The organism is Corynebacterium afermentans subsp. lipophilum (assembly GCF_030408375.1).
In the GTDB taxonomy this organism is placed as follows: Bacteria; Actinomycetota; Actinomycetes; order Mycobacteriales; family Mycobacteriaceae; genus Corynebacterium; species Corynebacterium lipophilum.
Genome location: NZ_CP046530.1, coordinates 1,052,284 through 1,068,714 on the forward strand (window position 1 = coordinate 1,052,284; position 16,431 = coordinate 1,068,714).

16 protein-coding genes are annotated in these 16,431 nt (G+C 67.3%); 8 read left to right on the forward strand and 8 right to left on the reverse strand.

Annotation, left to right across the window (positions count from 1 at the left end):
• The first annotated feature begins 30 nt into the window (after nt 1-30).
• Genes CAFEL_RS05055 through CAFEL_RS05085 form a run of 7 tightly spaced genes read left to right on the forward strand, consistent with a single transcriptional unit; the run spans nt 31 to nt 7,129 of the window.
• Nucleotides 31-993: a thiamine-phosphate kinase gene (locus CAFEL_RS05055; protein ID WP_290172326.1), complete on the forward strand. Its 963-nt coding sequence runs from the start codon at nt 31-33 to the stop codon at nt 991-993.
• Nucleotides 993-1,634: a uracil-DNA glycosylase gene (locus CAFEL_RS05060; protein ID WP_228496524.1), complete on the forward strand. Its 642-nt coding sequence runs from the start codon at nt 993-995 to the stop codon at nt 1,632-1,634. The genes CAFEL_RS05055 and CAFEL_RS05060 overlap by 1 nt, the downstream gene beginning before the upstream one ends.
• 24 nt (nt 1,635-1,658) lie before the next feature.
• Nucleotides 1,659-3,203, forward strand: a complete 1,545-nt coding sequence (locus CAFEL_RS05065) for a DAK2 domain-containing protein (protein WP_194560976.1) — start codon at nt 1,659-1,661, stop codon at nt 3,201-3,203.
• Nucleotides 3,204-5,306, forward strand: coding sequence for an ATP-dependent DNA helicase RecG (locus CAFEL_RS05070; protein ID WP_194560977.1), 2,103 nt, complete (start codon nt 3,204-3,206; stop codon nt 5,304-5,306). It abuts the gene before it with no gap.
• 18 nt (nt 5,307-5,324) lie between these two features.
• Nucleotides 5,325-5,915 carry a 16S rRNA (guanine(966)-N(2))-methyltransferase RsmD gene (rsmD, locus tag CAFEL_RS05075; protein ID WP_194560978.1) on the forward strand — a complete coding sequence of 197 codons (591 nt, stop codon included), beginning with the start codon at nt 5,325-5,327 and terminating at the stop codon, nt 5,913-5,915.
• Nucleotides 5,916-6,392: a pantetheine-phosphate adenylyltransferase gene (gene coaD, locus CAFEL_RS05080; RefSeq protein WP_194560979.1), complete on the forward strand. Its 477-nt coding sequence runs from the start codon at nt 5,916-5,918 to the stop codon at nt 6,390-6,392.
• Nucleotides 6,392-7,129 (forward strand): sulfite exporter TauE/SafE family protein, encoded by a 738-nt coding sequence (locus CAFEL_RS05085; RefSeq protein ID WP_194560980.1) that lies wholly within the window; start codon nt 6,392-6,394, stop codon nt 7,127-7,129. Before coaD ends, CAFEL_RS05085 begins: the two co-directional genes overlap by 1 nt.
• A gap of 148 nt (nt 7,130-7,277) precedes the next feature.
• Here the strand turns inward: CAFEL_RS05085 and CAFEL_RS05090 are convergent, their stop codons facing one another.
• The 6 genes from CAFEL_RS05090 to CAFEL_RS05115 all read right to left on the reverse strand — a co-directional run bounded on the left by CAFEL_RS05090 (nt 7,278) and on the right by CAFEL_RS05115 (nt 12,266).
• Nucleotides 7,278-8,051: an amino acid ABC transporter ATP-binding protein gene (locus tag CAFEL_RS05090; protein WP_286205306.1), complete on the reverse strand. Its 774-nt coding sequence runs from the start codon at nt 8,049-8,051 to the stop codon at nt 7,278-7,280.
• Nucleotides 8,051-9,016: an amino acid ABC transporter permease gene (locus tag CAFEL_RS05095; protein ID WP_194560981.1), complete on the reverse strand. Its 966-nt coding sequence runs from the start codon at nt 9,014-9,016 to the stop codon at nt 8,051-8,053. Before CAFEL_RS05095 ends, CAFEL_RS05090 begins: the two co-directional genes overlap by 1 nt.
• Nucleotides 9,017-9,018: 2 nt before the next feature.
• Complete coding sequence (locus CAFEL_RS05100; RefSeq protein WP_228496525.1) at nt 9,019-9,918, reverse strand: ABC transporter substrate-binding protein; 900 nt, start codon at nt 9,916-9,918, stop codon at nt 9,019-9,021.
• Between the two features lie 116 nt (nt 9,919-10,034).
• Complete coding sequence (locus tag CAFEL_RS05105; protein WP_194560983.1) at nt 10,035-10,673, reverse strand: hypothetical protein; 639 nt, start codon at nt 10,671-10,673, stop codon at nt 10,035-10,037.
• A 22-nt stretch (nt 10,674-10,695) separates the two neighbouring features.
• Entirely contained in the window at nt 10,696-11,904 is a 1,209-nt protein-coding gene (locus CAFEL_RS05110; protein ID WP_290172334.1) for an MFS transporter, read from the reverse strand.
• Nucleotides 11,901-12,266, reverse strand: coding sequence for a MarR family winged helix-turn-helix transcriptional regulator (locus CAFEL_RS05115; RefSeq protein WP_194560984.1), 366 nt, complete (start codon nt 12,264-12,266; stop codon nt 11,901-11,903). Before CAFEL_RS05115 ends, CAFEL_RS05110 begins: the two co-directional genes overlap by 4 nt.
• A gap of 304 nt (nt 12,267-12,570) precedes the next feature.
• Here CAFEL_RS05115 and CAFEL_RS05120 point away from each other — a divergent pair, with 304 nt between their 5' ends.
• The gene (locus CAFEL_RS05120; protein ID WP_228496526.1) at nt 12,571-13,917 is read left to right on the forward strand and encodes a lyase family protein; all 1,347 of its coding nucleotides are present in this window, start codon (nt 12,571-12,573) and stop codon (nt 13,915-13,917) included.
• A gap of 45 nt (nt 13,918-13,962) precedes the next feature.
• Here the strand turns inward: CAFEL_RS05120 and CAFEL_RS05125 are convergent, their stop codons facing one another.
• The gene (locus CAFEL_RS05125; protein WP_194560986.1) at nt 13,963-14,844 is read right to left on the reverse strand and encodes a MurR/RpiR family transcriptional regulator; all 882 of its coding nucleotides are present in this window, start codon (nt 14,842-14,844) and stop codon (nt 13,963-13,965) included.
• 46 nt (nt 14,845-14,890) lie between these two features.
• Nucleotides 14,891-16,261 (reverse strand): C4-dicarboxylate transporter DcuC, encoded by a 1,371-nt coding sequence (gene dcuC, locus CAFEL_RS05130; protein ID WP_194560987.1) that lies wholly within the window; start codon nt 16,259-16,261, stop codon nt 14,891-14,893.
• Between the last annotated feature and the right edge of the window lie 170 nt (nt 16,262-16,431).

Genomic DNA, 16,431 nt, shown 5'->3' on the forward strand with positions numbered 1-16,431 from the left:
GCTGAGTCTAGTGAAAGGGTGCGCGCAGACGTGATCGAGACAGGCTTTCCCACCGGCGGGCCGACACTGGGCGAGCTCGGCGAGCGCGAAGTCATTGCGCTCATCCGCGCCCAGGCGCCGTCCCCGCTCAACGGCGACGACGCCGCGGTGCTCACCCAAGCGGCGCCGAACTCCCGCGTGGTGGCCAGCACCGACATGCTCGTGCAGGACCGCCACTTCACCACACAGACCACCACGCCGTACCTGCTGGGGCGCAAAGCGGCGCTGCAGAACTTCGCGGACATCGAGGCGATGGGCGCGCGCCCGATCGCGGCGTTGATGGCGGTCTCCGCGCACCCGGACACCCCGGCGAAGGTGCTGGAGGAACTTGCGCGCGGAGTGGGCGAGATGGCGTCGGACTACGCCTGCGAGCTCGTCGGTGGTGACGTCACGGGCGGCGACTACCTGGTGGTGTCCGTAACCGCCATGGGCGCGCTCGGCGGCAACCGCCCGCCGCTGACCCTGGACGGGGCGCGCCCGGGGCACCGCGTGATCGCGCATGGGCGCATCGGGTACTCCGCGGCGGGGCTGGCGCTGCTGCAGGCTGGCGTGGACATCCCGTCCCAGCTGGAGCCGCTGGTCGCCGCGCACCAGGTGCCGGAGCTGACCCCGGGCCGCGGGGTGGTGGCGCGCGCGGCGGGGGCGTGCTCCATGACGGACAACTCGGATGGGCTGATCCGGGACATCACCCAGCTCGCGGAGGCGTCCGGGGTCGGCATCGACCTCGCGTCCAACGCGATCGCCCCCGACCAGCTGTTGGTAGAGGCCGGCGAGTTGCTCGGCATGGACCCCTGGGAGTGGGTGCTCGGCGGCGGGGAGGACCACACGCTCATCGGCACCATCGAAGGCTCCGCGCCGGTGGGATTCCGCTCCATCGGCGCGGTGACCAAGAAGCAGGGCGTGCGTATCGACGGCTCCGCGCCCGCCACCGACACCGGATGGGAGAGCTTTTAATGTTGCCCGTACACGAATCCTGGCAGGCGCCCCTGGCGCCGGTGGAGGATCAGATCCACGCCATGGGCGATTTCCTGCGCGCCGAGGGCGAGTACCTGCCGCGCGGCAACGACATTCTGCGCGCGTTTGCGGACCCGTTCGAGGATGTGCGCGTGCTCATCCTGGGCCAGGACCCGTACCCAACACCGGGGCATCCGATGGGGCTGGCGTTTTCCACCCAGCCCGGGGTGGCCGCGCCGCGCTCGTTGGTGAACATTTACAAGGAGCTGCAGGACGATCTGGGCGTTCCGCCACGCAAGGACGGGGACTTGAGCTCGTGGTCGAAGCAGGGGATCTTGCTGCTGAACAGGGTGCTCACCGTGCGTCCGGGTGCGCCGGCGTCGCACCGCGGCAAGGGCTGGGAGGCCGTGACGCAGGCGGCGGTCGAAGCACTGGTGGCCCGCGACACTCCTCTGGTGGCCATCCTGTGGGGCCGTGACGCGCAGACGGCCGCGAAGTTCTTGGGCGACACCCCGCGCATCGAGTCGCCGCACCCGTCGCCGCTGTCCGCCTCCCGCGGGTTCTTCGGCTCCCGTCCGTTCTCGCGGGCGAACCAGGCGCTGGAAAAGATGGGTGCCCAGCCAGTCAACTGGGCACTCTAAGCAAAACCTGTAAACTCTCTCAGCATGTCTGCATCTCCGCTTTCCGACGGCGCACGCCTGCTCGCATGGGCCCGCCGCGCCTCCGGCGAGCTGGAGCGCAAGCGCGCGGAGATCAACGAACTCAACGTTTTCCCAGTTCCGGACGGTGATACCGGCTCCAACATGGCGCACACGATGGCAGCGGCGGTCGAGGCCGCCTCCGAGCTGCCGGAGGGCGCGGGCCTGACTGAGGTCGCCGAAGCGCTGGCCGTCGGCGCGGTACGCGGCGCGCGCGGCAACTCCGGTGTCGTGCTCTCCCAGGTCCTGCGCGGCTTCGCCCAGGCCGCCGACAACGGGGCAACAGAAGGCGAGATGCTCGCCGTCGCGCTCACCAACGCCGTCGGGTTTGTGGACCGCGCCATCGCGGAGCCGGTCGAGGGCACCATCATCACGGTGCTGCGCGCTGCCGCTGACGCCGCGCGCCCGAACGCGCACCTCCCGCTTCACGACGTCGCTGCCGCCGCCACCGCCGCCGCCCAAGATGCGCTGCGGCTGACGCAGACCCAGCTGCCGGCGCTGCGCGAGGCCGGCGTGGTCGACGCCGGCGGGGCGGGCCTGGTGGCGGTGCTGGGCACGCTGACTGATCTGGGCGCGGCTGAAGGGGAAGGCGAGGGGGAGCCGGATGGCGTCGATAGGCAGATGCCCGAAACCCACGGCACCCAGGGCGAGCTAGAGGTGATGTTTAGCTTCCGCGGGGACCTTGATGCGCTGAAAGGCGAGCTTGCGGGGCTGGGCGACAGCCTGATTATCGCGCCGCTGAACGACGCTGAGGCCACGGTGCACATCCACTCCCGCGACGCCGGCAAGGTCATCGAGACCGCCTTTTCCGCAGGTGAGGTGACAGATCTGCGCTTGGAGGTGCTCACGAGCGCGGTGGCGGCCGGCGCGCCGGAGCGCCTGATCATCGCTGTCACCCCGCCAGGGTCTGTAACCAGCCTGTACGCCGCCTCCGGTGCGGCGACCGTGGTGCCGGGGCCGAACGTGGCGGCGGACATGCTCGACGCGATCACGCGCTCCGGCAGCAACGAAGTGATCGTGCTGCCGAACGGCCAGCTGAGCAGCAGCGAGCTCGCAGCCGTGGAAAACGCGGCGCGCGCGGTAGAGCAATCCATCACCATCCTGCCCACGGTGCGGCTGGTCTCCGGCATCGCAGCGCTGTCCGTGCACGATCCGGCGCAGCCGCTGGCCACCGCCGCCTTCACCATGTCCGAGGCCGCCGGCGAGATGCGCACAGCGCTCGCCTTCCGCGCCGAGAAGGGCGCGCTTACCCTGGGCGGCGCGGTGGCGAAGGGCGACGTGGTGGTCACCTCCCGCGGCGAGCATCTCCTCATCGCCGACGAGCCGATGGAGGCCGTCGAGCGCGCCTGCCGCCGCCTGCTCGAACACGGCGGGGAGCAGGTGAGCGTCCTGTTCGACCCGAGCGAGCTGCGCGCGGACGCGCTGGAGGAACTCGCGGGCAAACTCGGTGTCGACGTGATGGTCTATCCTGCGGACGGACTGCAAGCCTGCGCGGAGATTGGGGTGGAGTAGATGCTGGGTTTCGAGGACACGCGCCCGCTCAACCTGGTCATTCCCCTCAAGCAGGCCAAGGCGATAGGCAAGCACCTCGACATCCACACCTGCGGCGAGCTGCTGCGGCACTACCCGAGGCGCTACCTGCACTACGGCACCGGCGCCGACCTTTCCGGGGTGCGTCCGGGCGACACGATCAACGTCATCGGCACGGTCGTGGGCACCGAGCAGTTCACCTCCAAGAAGCAGCCGAAGCGGCCCATTTACAAGGTGCACGTGGACGACGGCCGCCAGGTGTTTTTGGCCGCCTTTTTCGGTTCCCACTACGCCCAGCGCGTGCTCAAAGAGGGCCGGCGGGTGATGCTCACCGGCAAGTACGACGTGTTCCGCAACCAGCCGCAGCTCTCGCACCCGGACTTCGTGCTTTTGGACGGGCCCACGCAGGCCACTGGCGCGCTGCGGCAGCTCGGCCACTTCGGCGACATCGAGCAGATCATGAGCGGCCGCGAATGGCTGCCCATCTATCCGGCGGTGAAAAACGTCAGCACCTGGACCATCATGGGGGCGGTGCATGCGGTGCTCAAGGAGCTTCCGCCTATCGACGAGCCTCTCGGCTTCACCCCCATCGGGTTTTTGCCCCTGAATTCGGCTGTCCACCAGATCCACGAGCCGGGCCCGCCGGGGCCTGCCCGTGCGCTGGAGCGGCTGAAGTACGACGAGGCGCTGTCCGTGGCGTTGGCGATGGGCGTGCGTCGCGCCGACGCGGAGGCCCGCAGCGCCAAGGCTCTGCCGCGCGTGAAAGGCCGCGACCAGGACCTGCTGGTGCAGCGTTTGCCGTTCCCGCTGACCTCCGGCCAAAACGAGGTGGTCGCGGAGATCACCCGCGACATGGCGCGCACCGTGCCCATGAGCCGTCTGCTGCAGGGTGAGGTCGGCTCCGGCAAAACCATCGTGGCGCTGATCGCCATGCTCCAGGCCGTGGACAACGGCGCGCAGTGCGCCTTCCTCGCGCCGACGGAGGTGCTGGTGCTGCAGCACGCCCGCTCCATGACGAAGGTGCTCATGAACGCCGGCCTGCCCACTCGCGTGGTGGCCCTGACCGGGTCGATGCCGGCGGCGCAGAAGCAGGACGCGCTGCTGAAGATCATGACCGGCGAGGCCGACATCGTGGTGGGCACCCACGCACTGATCCAGGATGGGGTGGAGTTTTTCAGCCTCGGGCTTGTGGTGGTGGACGAGCAGCACCGCTTCGGCGTGGAGCAGCGCGACGCGCTGCGCGCCAAGGCGGGGGATGAAACCCCGCATCTGCTGGTGATGACGGCGACGCCGATCCCGCGCACCATCGCCATGACCGTCTTCGGCGATTTGACCGTGTCCACCCTGCGCGAGCTGCCCGGCGGGCGCAAACCGATCCAGTCCGCGGTGGTGCCCGAGTTCAAGCCGCGTTGGGTGGCGCGCGCCTGGGAGAAGATCCGCGAGGAAGTCGCCGCCGGGCACCAGGCGTACGTGGTGTGCCCGCGCATCGACGGTGAAGGCGGCGTGCTCGAGGTCTTCGCCGAGCTCGCGTCCACGGAGTTCGAAGGTCTCAACGTGGCGTTTCTGCACGGCCGGATGAAGGGCGATGAGAAAGACACCGTGATGGCGGACTTCGCCGCCGGCGGGGTGGATGTGCTGGTGGCAACCACGGTGATCGAGGTCGGCGTGGACGTGCCCAACGCGACGGTGATGATGGTGCGCGAATCCGAGCACTTCGGCGTGTCCCAGCTGCACCAGCTGCGCGGGCGCGTGGGCCGTGGCGGCAACCAGTCGCTGTGTTTGTTCCACACGCAGGCGGAGGAAGGTACCCCGTCGTTTGAGCGCGTGAGCCAGGTCGCGTCCACCACGGACGGTTTCGCGCTGGCGGAGCTGGACCTGCTCAACCGCCGTGAGGGCGACGTGCTGGGCACGCAGCAGTCCGGCATGCACCGCACGCTGAAGTTGCTCAACCTGGTGGAGGACTTCGAGCTCGTGCGCCGGGCGTACGACGACGCCGCCCGTCTGGTGGCAGACAACCTCGAGTTCGCCCGCGCCGCCACTGCGGATTTCATTCCGGAGGACTTCGAGTATTTGGACAAGAGCTAGGGCGTTAGAGTTGTGGCCATGAACCGCATCATTTCCGGCGAGGCCCGCGGCCGCAAGATCAAGGTGCCGCCAGAGGGCACACGTCCCACCTCAGACCGAGCGCGCGAGGGCCTGTTTTCCTCCCTGCAGGTCCGATTCGGGTTCGTGGACATGAACGTGCTCGACCTGTTCGCCGGTTCCGGCGCGCTGGGGTTGGAGGCGGCCTCCCGTGGCGCCGCCGAGGTGGTGCTGGTGGAAAACAACCCGGAGGCCGTGCGCGTCATCGAGTACAACGCCGGTGTGGTCGGCCACCCGAATGTGACCATCGAGCAAGTGAAGGCATCGACGTACCTCGCCCGCGCGCCGCGCAACCACTTCGACATCGTGCTCGCGGACCCGCCGTACGAGCTCGCGGATGAGGCCGTCGCGGAGATGGTGGAGGCGCTTAAGCCGGTGCTTCACGACGGCGCCGTGGTCGTCGTCGAGCGCCACCGCGAAAGCCCCGAGACGGCCTGGCCGAAGGAGTTCACCCCGACCGGCCAGAAGCTGAAGAAGCGCCTCTACGGCATCGCGCGCATGGACATGGCCGTGTACTCGGATCCGGAAACTGAAGCAGAGGTGGAGGAGTAAATGACTACCGCAGTATGCCCGGGCTCGTTCGACCCGATCACGAACGGCCATCTGGACATTGTCACCCGCGCTTCGCGGCACTTCGACGAGGTGGTGGTCCTGGTCACCGGCAACCCGACAAAGACCTCGGGGCTGTTTTCCATCGACGAGCGCGTCGAGCTGATCCGCGAGGTCATCGCGCACCTGCCCAACGTCCGCGTGGACAGCTGGGGCGGGTTGCTGGTGGACTACACCTCCGCCCACCACATCACCGCCCTGGTCAAGGGTCTGCGCTCCTCGCTGGATTACGAGTACGAGCTGCCGATGGCGCAGATGAACCGACGCCTGACCGGCGTGGACACCTACTTCCTGCTCACGGACGAGAAGTACGGCTACATTTCCTCCTCGCTGACCAAGGAGGTGGCCAAGTACGGCGGCGACGTCACTGGCCTGGTGCCGGATACCGTGCGCGAGGCGATGGCGGAGAAGTACCGCTAGTGCTCGTCGCGTTGGGCGTCGGCATTGCCGTCGCGGTGGGCGCGTGCCTGCAGCGCATCTCCGGGATGGGCGTGGGGCTGATCGCCGCCCCTGTGCTGTCGCTGTTGCTCGGGCCTGTCGACGGCATCCTGCTGGTCAACCTCCTCGCCGTCATCAACGCTGCGACGAACACTTGGGGCATGCGCGCGGACGTGGACTGGAAAAAGTTCGCTCCGATCGCGCTCGCGCTAGTCTTTGGCGTGGTCCCGGGTACCTGGGTGGTGGCGAACGCGCCGACCAACGTGTTGCTCGTGCTGGTCGGCGCTTTGCTGCTGCTGGCATTGTCCGTGGTCACCCTGGGCAAGCGCTACGTGCCGCGCGTGGAGGGTGCGGTGCCGGCGGCGCTGTCAGGTGTGATCGGCGGGTTCATGAACACCCTGGCCGGGGTGGCCGGCCCGGCGATTACGGTCTACGCGGAGGCTGCCCGTTGGCCGCAGCGGGTCTACGCCGCCACGCTGCAGCCGATCTTCTTGGTTGCCGGCACGCTGTCGTTCACGGTGAAGGTGGTCGCCGGCGCCGCGGACGTGACGGGCATTGAGCCTGCGCTGTGGGTCGCCACGCTGGCCGCTTTGGCGGTGGGCATTGGCGCGGGCAAGCGCCTGGCACCGCACGTGCCGCCGGCTACCGCGCACCGCATCGCGCTGGGCTTGGCTTTCGCCGGCGGGGTGACGGCCCTGGTGCGCGGGCTATTGGCTTAGCGCCGGTGGCGTAGGTTGGCCTCGTAAAAGTTGACGACCAGGCTATTTCCGCGGCCCGTTTGCCCAGTTCGCGTTTCGGCCGCGTCAGATTTTACGAGCGGCCGGTTTCGCCCCGCGCCAAGAATGCCGGCGCCAGGCGAGAACCTGATTAAAACAGGGTGGACACGAACGCCTTGGTGCGCTCGTGCTGCGGGTTGTCCAGCACCTGCTCCGGGGTGCCGTACTCGATGATCCGGCCGCCGTCCATGAACGCGACCTTGTCGGCCACCTCGCGGGCGAACGCAAGCTCGTGGGTGACCACCAGCATGGTCATGCCCTGCTCGGCGAGCTCGTGCATCACGCGCAGCACTTCGCCGACGAGTTCGGGGTCGAGGGCGGACGTGGGTTCGTCGAAAAGCATGAGCTTCGGATCCATCGCCACCGCACGCGCGATGGCCACGCGCTGCTGCTGGCCGCCGGAAAGCTGGATCGGGTAGGCGTCCGCCTTGCTGGCTAGGCCGACCATCTCCAAAAGCTCCATGGCGCGCGCCTTGGCCTCGTCCACCGGCTGGCCCTTGACGTGCACGGGCGCCTCGATGATGTTGTCCAGCACCGTGCGGTGGCCGAAGAGGTTGAAGTTCTGGAACACCATGCCGATGTCGCGGCGCTGCTTGGCGGCGTCCTTCTCGCTCATCTCGTGCAGCACGCCGCCGCGCTCGTTGTAGCCGATGAGCTCGCCGTCGACGTAGAGGCGGCCGGCGTTGACCTTCTCCAGGTGGTTGACGCAGCGCAGCAGGGTGGACTTACCGGAGCCGGACGGGCCGATCAGGCAGGCGACCTCGCCGGGGTAGACCTCCAGGTCGATGCCTTTGAGCACGTCGAGGTTGCCGAAGGACTTCCACACGTCCACGGCCTGGATCATTGGCTTTTGCTTGACGGTCATTAGCGCTGCCCCTTCTTCTGCGGTTCTTCCACGATTTCAACGTTGTTGGGGATGGTGCCCTCGGCGTCGGCCAGGCTGGCCAGCTGGCGGGCGGTGAGCTGGCGGGTGGCACCCCGGTCGAAGTAGCGCTCCAGGTAGTGCTGCGCCACCATGAGCAGCGAGGTGATCACCAGGTACCAGGTAGCGGCGACCAAAAGCATCGGCACCGGCTCGAACAGGGCCGCGGCGATGTCCATGGAACGGCCGTAGAGCTCCAGCGAGTAGGGGATGGCCACCACCAGCGAGGAGGTTTTCAGCAGCGAGATGAACTCGTTGCCGGTGGGTGGGATGATGATGCGCATCGCCTGCGGCAACACGGTGCGGCGCATTGTCTGGCTCCAGCTCATACCCAGCGCCTTGGAGGCCTCCACCTGGCCCTCCGGCACCGCGGAGATGCCGGAGCGGACAATCTCGGCCATGTAGGCGGCCTCGTTTAAACCCAGGCCCACCACGGCGAGCGCGAACGCCGAGGAGGTGAACGGGTCCAGCGGGATCTCGGTGAAACCGAGGTTGATCGTGTCGTAGATCGCGCCGATTAGGCCCCAGAACATCAGCTGGACGTAGACCGGGGTGCCGCGGAAGATCCACAGGAAGATCCAACCGACGGTTTTGAACACCGGGTTCGGGCTCATGCGCATCACCGCCAGCAGCACGCCGCCGGCCACGCCGATGAGCATGGCCAGCACTGTGATGGCGATGGTGTGCAGCGCCGCGGTGGCGATGCGGGTGTCCAGGAGGTAGGAGAAGTAGGTGTCCCAACCGTAGGCGTCGTTACGCGCGGCGCCGATGACAAACCAGACCACCAGCACCACGAGCAGGGCGGCGAGCGCCCAGCGGCCCGGGTGGCGCAGCGGCTTGGCCTGGATGCGCTCGGGGCGGGTGCGCTCTTGCTGGCTCGTGGCGTACTTGGAATAGGGGGTGCTCATGCTCACTGTCCTCCCAGAGGTTGTTCATTTTTCAGGGCCTGGTCCAAAAGGCCGGTATCGATGTTCCACTGCTCGAGAATCCGCTCGTAGTCGCCAGTGTCGATGAGGTGCTGCATCGCCGCCGCCATCGCGTCGGCGAGTGGCGAGCCCTTCGGCACCGCGAAGCCGTAGGGGGCTGCGTCGAACATCTCGCCGATCATCTCCAGCACGCCGTCGGAGCGCTCCACGGCCCAGGCGGTCACGGGGGAGTCAGCGCTGTACGCGTCCGCGCGGCCCACCAGCGCGGCGAGTGCGGCGTTGTCGGCGGTGTCGAAGGCCAGCACCGTGATCGGGTCCTTACCGGCCGCCTCGCAGGCCTCCGACTTCGGGCGCACGTCGTCAGTGTCCGACACGGTCGTGCGCTGCACCGACACCGTGAGCCCGCAGGCGTTATCCGGGTCCACGCCCGAGCCCGGCTGGGCGGCCCACTGCACGCCGGCGTAGAGGAAGTTGACAAAGTCGAAGGACTGGCGGCGTTCCTCGTTGTCCGTGAAACCGGACGCGCCAACGTCCAAGCTGCCCGCGGACACGGCGGGCAAGATCATGGCGAAGTCCATGTCGTCGGCCTGGAAATCCATCCCCATTACGCCCGCTGCAGCGCGCGCGAGGTCCAGTTCCACGCCGATGAGCTCGCCTTGCGAGTCCTTGAACTCGAAAGGGGCGAACGGCGGGTTCGTGCCCACGTTAAGCACGCCGTCTGCGGCGACCTCTGGCGGCACCATGGCCGCAATTTCAGGAACAGCGTCCGGGACGATGGGTTCCCAGCCGTCGGGGGTGCCGCCCTCCTCGTTGGTCACGCAACCCGCGAGCAGCGTTGTCGCGCCCAGGCACGCGGCAACGCGTAGGAAGGTGGTGTGTTGCATACCGGCTCCAATATACGATGAATATTTACAATCCATCGTATATTACACCCGGGCGCAAATGCGTATCGACGGCCCCGGGGTCACCCCTGGGGCCGTCGATACGCAAAAGTTTTTGGCTAGGGCTGCGCCATGCGAACGCCGCGCATGATCAGCTCAATCAGTGAGCCGATGACCAGCATGCCCAGGAAAACAGGGATGAGCACCGAAGTTGCCTGGCTGGAGCCTGCGGAGGACTGCGCGAAATCGCCGCTGAAAAAACCGGAGGACATCATCGCCGAGCCCTGAGCCTCCTGCTTCCACAGCTCTACAGGGTTGGCGGTGTCTGGGACAGAGGAGTTGCGCGCCCACGCCTGGACGAAGTCTTTGCCGTCGCCTTCCTCCATGCCGTCGGTCCACTCCAGGAACATCTCCGAGGAGGAGACCTCCTTGAGCGGGTTCTTCTCCGGATCGATGTAGAGCGGATCGTTTTCTGGATCCGGATTCAGCCCCTCGAGCTCAGGCGACGGATCGCCCGGCTTCCGCGGACCTTTGTTCTTCTTATTGTCGGTCTTGCTGGAGGAGCTTTCCCCGCTGCTAGAGGAGGTGCCCTCGGCCGAAAGCTTTTCAAACGCGTCCGCGGTCTGGCGGAAAACCTCGGCGTCTTCGGCGTTGATGCCGGTGCCTGCCGGCTTCGTCTGCGAGGTAGCAGACGGAGCGTTCAGGCCTGCAAGGACGAGTGCTCCGGCGGTCACGCCGGCGATGAGAGACTTGCGCATGGGGCGTATCTTAATCAATCCGTTAGAGAATGCGATGCAGAGTCTTTCGACCTGCGAAGAGGATCAGCAGGGACACCACGAGGGACCCTGCGCCGAACCAGTACGGCACGCCGGCACCCAGAGCTGCAGCCAGCGGGCCGGATACAGCTGGTGCCACCGCGCCGCCGAGGAAGCGCATACCCGAATAGCTCGACGACGCCACGTTTCGCGGCATCTCCGTGGCCTCCATGACAGCTTCAGTCAGCACCGTGTTGAACACGCCGCTGAAGAAACCCGCGAGGATGACCAGGACCACTACAACGCTCAGCCGGTGAGCGCCGAAGCCGAGGCCCGCCAGAACAGCGCTGAAGCCGAGGAGCACGGTGACCACCACCGGCATCAGACCGAAGGCGCGGGTCAGGCGAGGCGCGATGAACACCGAAGACACGGCCAGCGCCAGGCCCCAGCCGAAGAAGACGTAGCCCAGCTCAGTCGCGCCGAAGTTGCGCCCGCTTAGCGCGGCAGCTTCCTCGATGGGGTAGGGCGAGTAGGCGAGCAGGGTGAAGAACCCGAAGTTGTAGAAAAACGCCACCAAGCCGAGCGTGAGCAGGGCCGGGTCCTTGGCTGCGGCGAGCCCCGCCGTCAGCGCGACGGGCTCCGGTTTGCGCTCCGCCTTGGCCAGCAGCGTCGCAATCGCGATAAAGCCGGCCGCCATCAGCACCGCCGTGCCGTAGAAGGGTGCGCGCCAGCTGATCTCGCCCAGCATGCCGCCGACGAGGGGGCCGATGGCCATACCGACGCCCATCGCGGCCTCGTATAGGATCACTGCCTGGCCCGCGTGGCCCGCCGCCACGCCGACGATGGCTGCCAGCGCCGTCGAGATAAACAGTGCGTTTCCTAGACCCCAGCCAGCGCGGAAGCCGATGATTGCGTCGACCGAACCAGCAGCACCAGACAGCGCAGAGAAGGCGACGATCAGCGCCAAACCGATCAGGAGCGTGGTCTTGACACCGATGCGCGAGGAAATGAATGCGCTGAAGAACATCGCCAGCGCGGTAATAAGCAGGTAGCTGGTAAACAGCAGCATCGTTTGAGTCGGGGAGGCGTCAAGCTCCCGGCTAATCGCCGGCAGGATCGGGTCCACCAACCCGATGCCCATGAATGACACCGCGCAGGCGAAGGCCAGGGCCCACACAGCGACGGGCTGTTTAAGGATTGAATGGTTTTCCGGTGTGTGCGGCGAGTCTGTCACGCGCGACCTCCTTCTCGTTGTTTCAACTCTGCGGTTAGCTCCGGCAGAAGCTCCGCCGCGCGCTTGAGCGTCGCGACGTCCTCCGGCTTCAACGGCTCGAACACAGGGGCTACCGCCTCGGCTGCTGCTGCCCTGTAGCTGCGTAGAACCTCGCGGCCGGCGTCGGTGATGGTCAGCGCTGTTGCGCGGGCATCGTCGTCGGCGGTGTGTCTGGCGGCGTAACCGTCGTTCACAAGCCGCTTCATGGCCTGGCTCATGGAGGGCTGGCGGATGCCTTCCCGTGCTGCAAGCTCTCCAATCCGGAGCCCCGGCTCGCGCTCGAGGGCCGCAAGCGCGCGCATGGAAACGTTTGAAAGCTCCATGCCCGACGCCTGGTACGCGGCGCGGGCAAAGTGGCTGCCGGCCGCGACAAGGTCGACGGCGAGGAGGGACAGGTCGGCGGCGGACTGCATAGACGCACTATATACCAGTTCTATATAGGTTGCGAATATAGGCAGGCTATATACGTGTTCGCCGACGTGGGGAGTCCGGCGGGCGGTGACGGTAGACTGTCACGTAATGCGGTTGCTTGCTAGTAAAGGCCCAAAGTTGGGTTGCAAAGTATGTAAACCGCACTCGACCCGTTTTCGCCGTGGAATGCAGGAGGCCTGCACTGTGCCGTTTAGCATGTTCGATAATCCAATTACCAGCAGCGGGTACATCACCCCCGCGATGGCCGAGGCCTGGTCGGTCCGCGCCAGCGTCCGCGCCTGGTACGAGGTGGAGGCGGCGCTGGCCGCAGCCGAGGCCGACGCGGGCATGATCCCCCGCGAGGCCGCGGAGGCGATCGGCGCCGCCGTCGAGCCGAGCGACGAGGTCATCGCCGCGATCAGCGCGGGCGCCTCGGGCAACCCGTTCACCCGCGGCCTCGACGCGCTGCGCGGCAGCCTGCCCGAGCACGCGAGCCGCTGGGTGCACTACGGCGCCACGACCCAGGACATCATGGACACCGCGCGTGCCCTGCAGATCCGCGAGAGCCTCGGGCTGGTGCAGGATGAGCTCGGGGAGCTTGAGCGCGCCCTCGTCCACGGCGCGCATGAGCAGGCCGGCACCGTGATGGTGGCGCGTACCAACGGGCAGTTCGCGCTGCCCACCACACTGGGCTACCGCTACGCGCGCTGGGCCGAGAGCGTGCGTCGCTCCCGCCGGCGGCTCGACGAGACCACGCCGCGGGCAACCGTCGCCCAGTTCTCCGGCGCCGCTGGCACCTACGCCTCGATGGGCGAGCGGGGCTCGCAGGTCGCCCGTGGAGTGGCGGCGGAGCTCGGCCTGCCGTTCGCAGAGGTGGCGTGGCACGCGGAGCGCGACACCATCACCGAGCTGTGCGCCACCCTGGCGATCGCGGGTCAGACGCTGGCCAAGATCGCGGAGGACCTCTTCGACATGCAGCGTTCCGACTTCGCCGAGGCGGCGGAGGAGATGGACGTGCACTTCTCGGGGTCATCGACAATGCCGCAGAAGCGCAACCCGTTCGACACGATGAAGATCTCCGTCGCGGCACGCGTGGCCGCCGGCAGCGCCGCCACCGTGCTCACCCAGCCGCCGAGCTCGCTCGAGCGTGATCACCGTGCCCTCGAGGTCGACCGCGACGCTGTGCCGCGGATCTTCGCGGCGGTGCACGGTGCCGCAGCGAAGCTGGTGCACCTGCTCGCCGCCCTGCGCTTCGACACCGAACGGCTCTACGCCAACGCGGCGGCGGAGGGCGTGCTCACCGTGACCGAGGGGATCATGATGGCGTTCGCGCCGCGGATCGGGCACGGGCGCGCGCACGACGTGGTGCAGGAGTTTGCCACCGAGCACCGCCGCAGCGGCGTCGGACTCGAGGAGTTCGTGGCGAACTACGGCCCGTTCGGCGGCGACGGCGCCATGGGACAGGAGACGTTGGCCGAGCAGCTCGCGGGCATCGACCTCGAGGCGATCCAGCGCCCCGAGTCGTATACCGGCCAGGCCGAGCGGATCGCGCGCGAGATCTAGCGCGCACCACAGCTGTGGCGAGACCGAGCCGAGACCGGCGTCGGGCTACCGCGAGCCCCCGCCGGCACCCTGGGCGGGGGAGATGAACACGTCGAGCTCGTCGAGGATCTGCTCGACGGAGCACACGGTCGCCTTCTCCTCGTCGACGCTGCCGGGGGCGCAAGCAGCGACCAGCGCTTCGAGGAGCGCGACGAGCCCTGCGCGGGACTTGAACGTGCCGGAGCGGTGCGAGCCTGAGATCAGCACGTGGGTGGCGAAGCGGCGCAGCGGGGTCGCGGGCCGGTTGGTGATTAGGACGACGGGGTGCCCGTCATCGCGAAAGATCCGCATTGCGGTTTGTACTGCCTTCGAGTGGCGGTCGAACGCCGAGGCAAGCAGTACTGCGTCTTCGGGCAGGTGGGCGAGCTCGTGGGCGAGCGTGGGGCCGTCGTGAAGCAATGTGATCCCGCCGCGGTAGTAGCGCAGCAGGAGGCCGAAGTACTCCAAAAGCGGGTGGCCGGTCGCGGCGGCGAGCAGGTAGAGCGGTCGCTGTGGGGCGCCGATGAGCTCCACGACCTGTGCGAAGACGGCGCGGTCAAGCACCTGCTCGGCGTTAGTCAGCGCGGCCGCGGCGGGAGCGAAGACTGACTCGCCCGCGTCGGTGTGGGCGGAACCCACGCGCTGCGAGGGGACGTCGAAGTTGGCGGCGACCTCCGCCTTCAGCTGCCGGCTGAAGGCGCGGAAGTCGCTGTAGCCGAGCTTGCGCACGAAGCGGGTGACCGACGAGGGCGAGACACCCGTAGCCTGGGCGATGTCGTCGAGGTCGAGCATGGCTAAGTGCGGAAACGTCTCCTCGAAATAGCGGTGGAGCACCTGCTCGGTGGGGGTGAGGTCGCCGGCCAGCGCCAGGCTGGACAGAAGCGTCTCCGGTTGCTGCGACGGCGCCATGCGCTCAAAACCCTCCCACCCGTGCCCCCCCTGACTGGAAGGGCCGCTACAAGGTAACTACGTTGCTCGCGATCATCATAACTACCGTGCCTACCGCCATCGGCACCGCGGTGCGGCGCACCAGCTCGAAGGGGCTGACCTTCGCGGCGCTGGCGGCGGTGATCACCACGCCGGCGATCGGAGAGACCGCACGGAACAGCCCGCCTGCGAGCTGCATGGGCACCAGCAGCGAGAGTGAGGAACCGCCGAGCCCCTCGGCCACGCCCGGCGACAGTGGTGCGAACGCGGAGAACGAGCCCACGCCCGAGCCGGTAAGCACGGTGACCACGCCGACGATCAGGGTGAACAGGATCGCCGTGAGCCACAGCGGCACGCCAACGGACTTCGCACCGTTGACCAGTGCGTCCATCGCGCCGGTGGACATCAGGCCCTCGGCGAAGAACTCCGCGCCGATGATGAGCGCGACGACGGTACCGAACATGCGCCCCATGCTCTTGAACATCTCGGTCGCGGTCGCGAAGGCCTCCTTGCTGCCACGCTGGCGGATCAGCTCGACGAGGACGGCCAGCAGCCAGACCAGGATGAACACGCTCACGGTGGAGATTTCCACGCCGAGCGAGGAGATGGGGCTGAGCACGATAAGCAGCACCACCGGCAACAGCAGGAAGATGGCGTACCACCGGGGGGCGTTCACGCGGGCGGTTTCGTCGTGGGTGGCCACGCTGCCGTTGGGGATCGCCTCACGGGCGTCGTAACGCTGTTGCAGGTAGAAGTGCGCGATCACAACGGCGATGATGCCCGGCAGCGCGACCGGCAGCTGGTAGTGGAGGAAGTATTCCACCGGCGTGATTTCGGCCGTCTTCGCGGCGAGGATCTCGGTGCCGGTCGCAGGCCCGATGGGAAACGCCGTGGTGGTCACGATCGCGGCCACGCCCGCGGCGGGGCTGACCCCGGCGGCGACCATGATCGGCAGGATCGTCACGATGAGCAGCATCGCCAGGCCGGCGGCGCTCGGGACGACGATGATCAGCGCCTGACCGAGGAGGTAGCCGAGGACGAGGACTAGGTAGGGGTTGCGGATTTTTTGCATCGGCTTGGCGGCGATGTCCACGAGCGCGTGAGTCGCGCCAATCCTGTCCATGTAGGCGGAAAAGCCGGCGGCCGTCATGATGATCAGCCCGACGGAAGAAAGCTGCTTCTTTGCGATGGCCTCGAAGAGCGCGAAAATGTCGAGCCAGGAGTTTCCGGTGGCGGCCTCGCCCTCCACCAACTGCGTGTCGGGGGTTACTGCCACGGTGGCGGTGAGCAGGATGAGCCCGGCGGCGATGAGCGTCATGACGGGGCTATACCCCTTGATCATCAGCGTGCCGGCCGCAACGGTCACCACGATGGCCAGAATTATGAGTGCGACGTGCATCAATTACTTCCTCGTCTGCATCTGGGCGGCGCGCGGTGGGCCGCCCCATTGGGGGTGACACAATTCTTTCATATAGCGCCATAAATGACAGGTTTCTATCATGAAATGATCAAGTGAGCTGCGCCACTGGCAGCACCTGGCAGCGCACAACGACAAACGTGTAAGGGAGA

Coding starts and splice junctions, on each gene's coding strand:
- CAFEL_RS05100 (WP_228496525.1), bottom strand. CDS start 9,918: ATGCAACACACCACCTTCCTACGCGTTGCCGCGTGCCTGGGCGCGACA.
- CAFEL_RS05120 (WP_228496526.1), top strand. CDS start 12,571: ATGTTCGATAATCCAATTACCAGCAGCGGGTACATCACCCCCGCGATG.
- coaD (WP_194560979.1), top strand. CDS start 5,916: ATGACTACCGCAGTATGCCCGGGCTCGTTCGACCCGATCACGAACGGC.
- CAFEL_RS05090 (WP_286205306.1), bottom strand. CDS start 8,051: ATGACCGTCAAGCAAAAGCCAATGATCCAGGCCGTGGACGTGTGGAAG.
- rsmD (WP_194560978.1), top strand. CDS start 5,325: ATGAACCGCATCATTTCCGGCGAGGCCCGCGGCCGCAAGATCAAGGTG.
- CAFEL_RS05065 (WP_194560976.1), top strand. CDS start 1,659: ATGTCTGCATCTCCGCTTTCCGACGGCGCACGCCTGCTCGCATGGGCC.
- CAFEL_RS05060 (WP_228496524.1), top strand. CDS start 993: ATGTTGCCCGTACACGAATCCTGGCAGGCGCCCCTGGCGCCGGTGGAG.
- CAFEL_RS05070 (WP_194560977.1), top strand. CDS start 3,204: ATGCTGGGTTTCGAGGACACGCGCCCGCTCAACCTGGTCATTCCCCTC.
- dcuC (WP_194560987.1), bottom strand. CDS start 16,261: ATGCACGTCGCACTCATAATTCTGGCCATCGTGGTGACCGTTGCGGCC.
- CAFEL_RS05095 (WP_194560981.1), bottom strand. CDS start 9,016: ATGAGCACCCCCTATTCCAAGTACGCCACGAGCCAGCAAGAGCGCACC.
- CAFEL_RS05125 (WP_194560986.1), bottom strand. CDS start 14,844: ATGGCGCCGTCGCAGCAACCGGAGACGCTTCTGTCCAGCCTGGCGCTG.
- CAFEL_RS05105 (WP_194560983.1), bottom strand. CDS start 10,673: ATGCGCAAGTCTCTCATCGCCGGCGTGACCGCCGGAGCACTCGTCCTT.
- CAFEL_RS05115 (WP_194560984.1), bottom strand. CDS start 12,266: ATGGAGCTTTCAAACGTTTCCATGCGCGCGCTTGCGGCCCTCGAGCGC.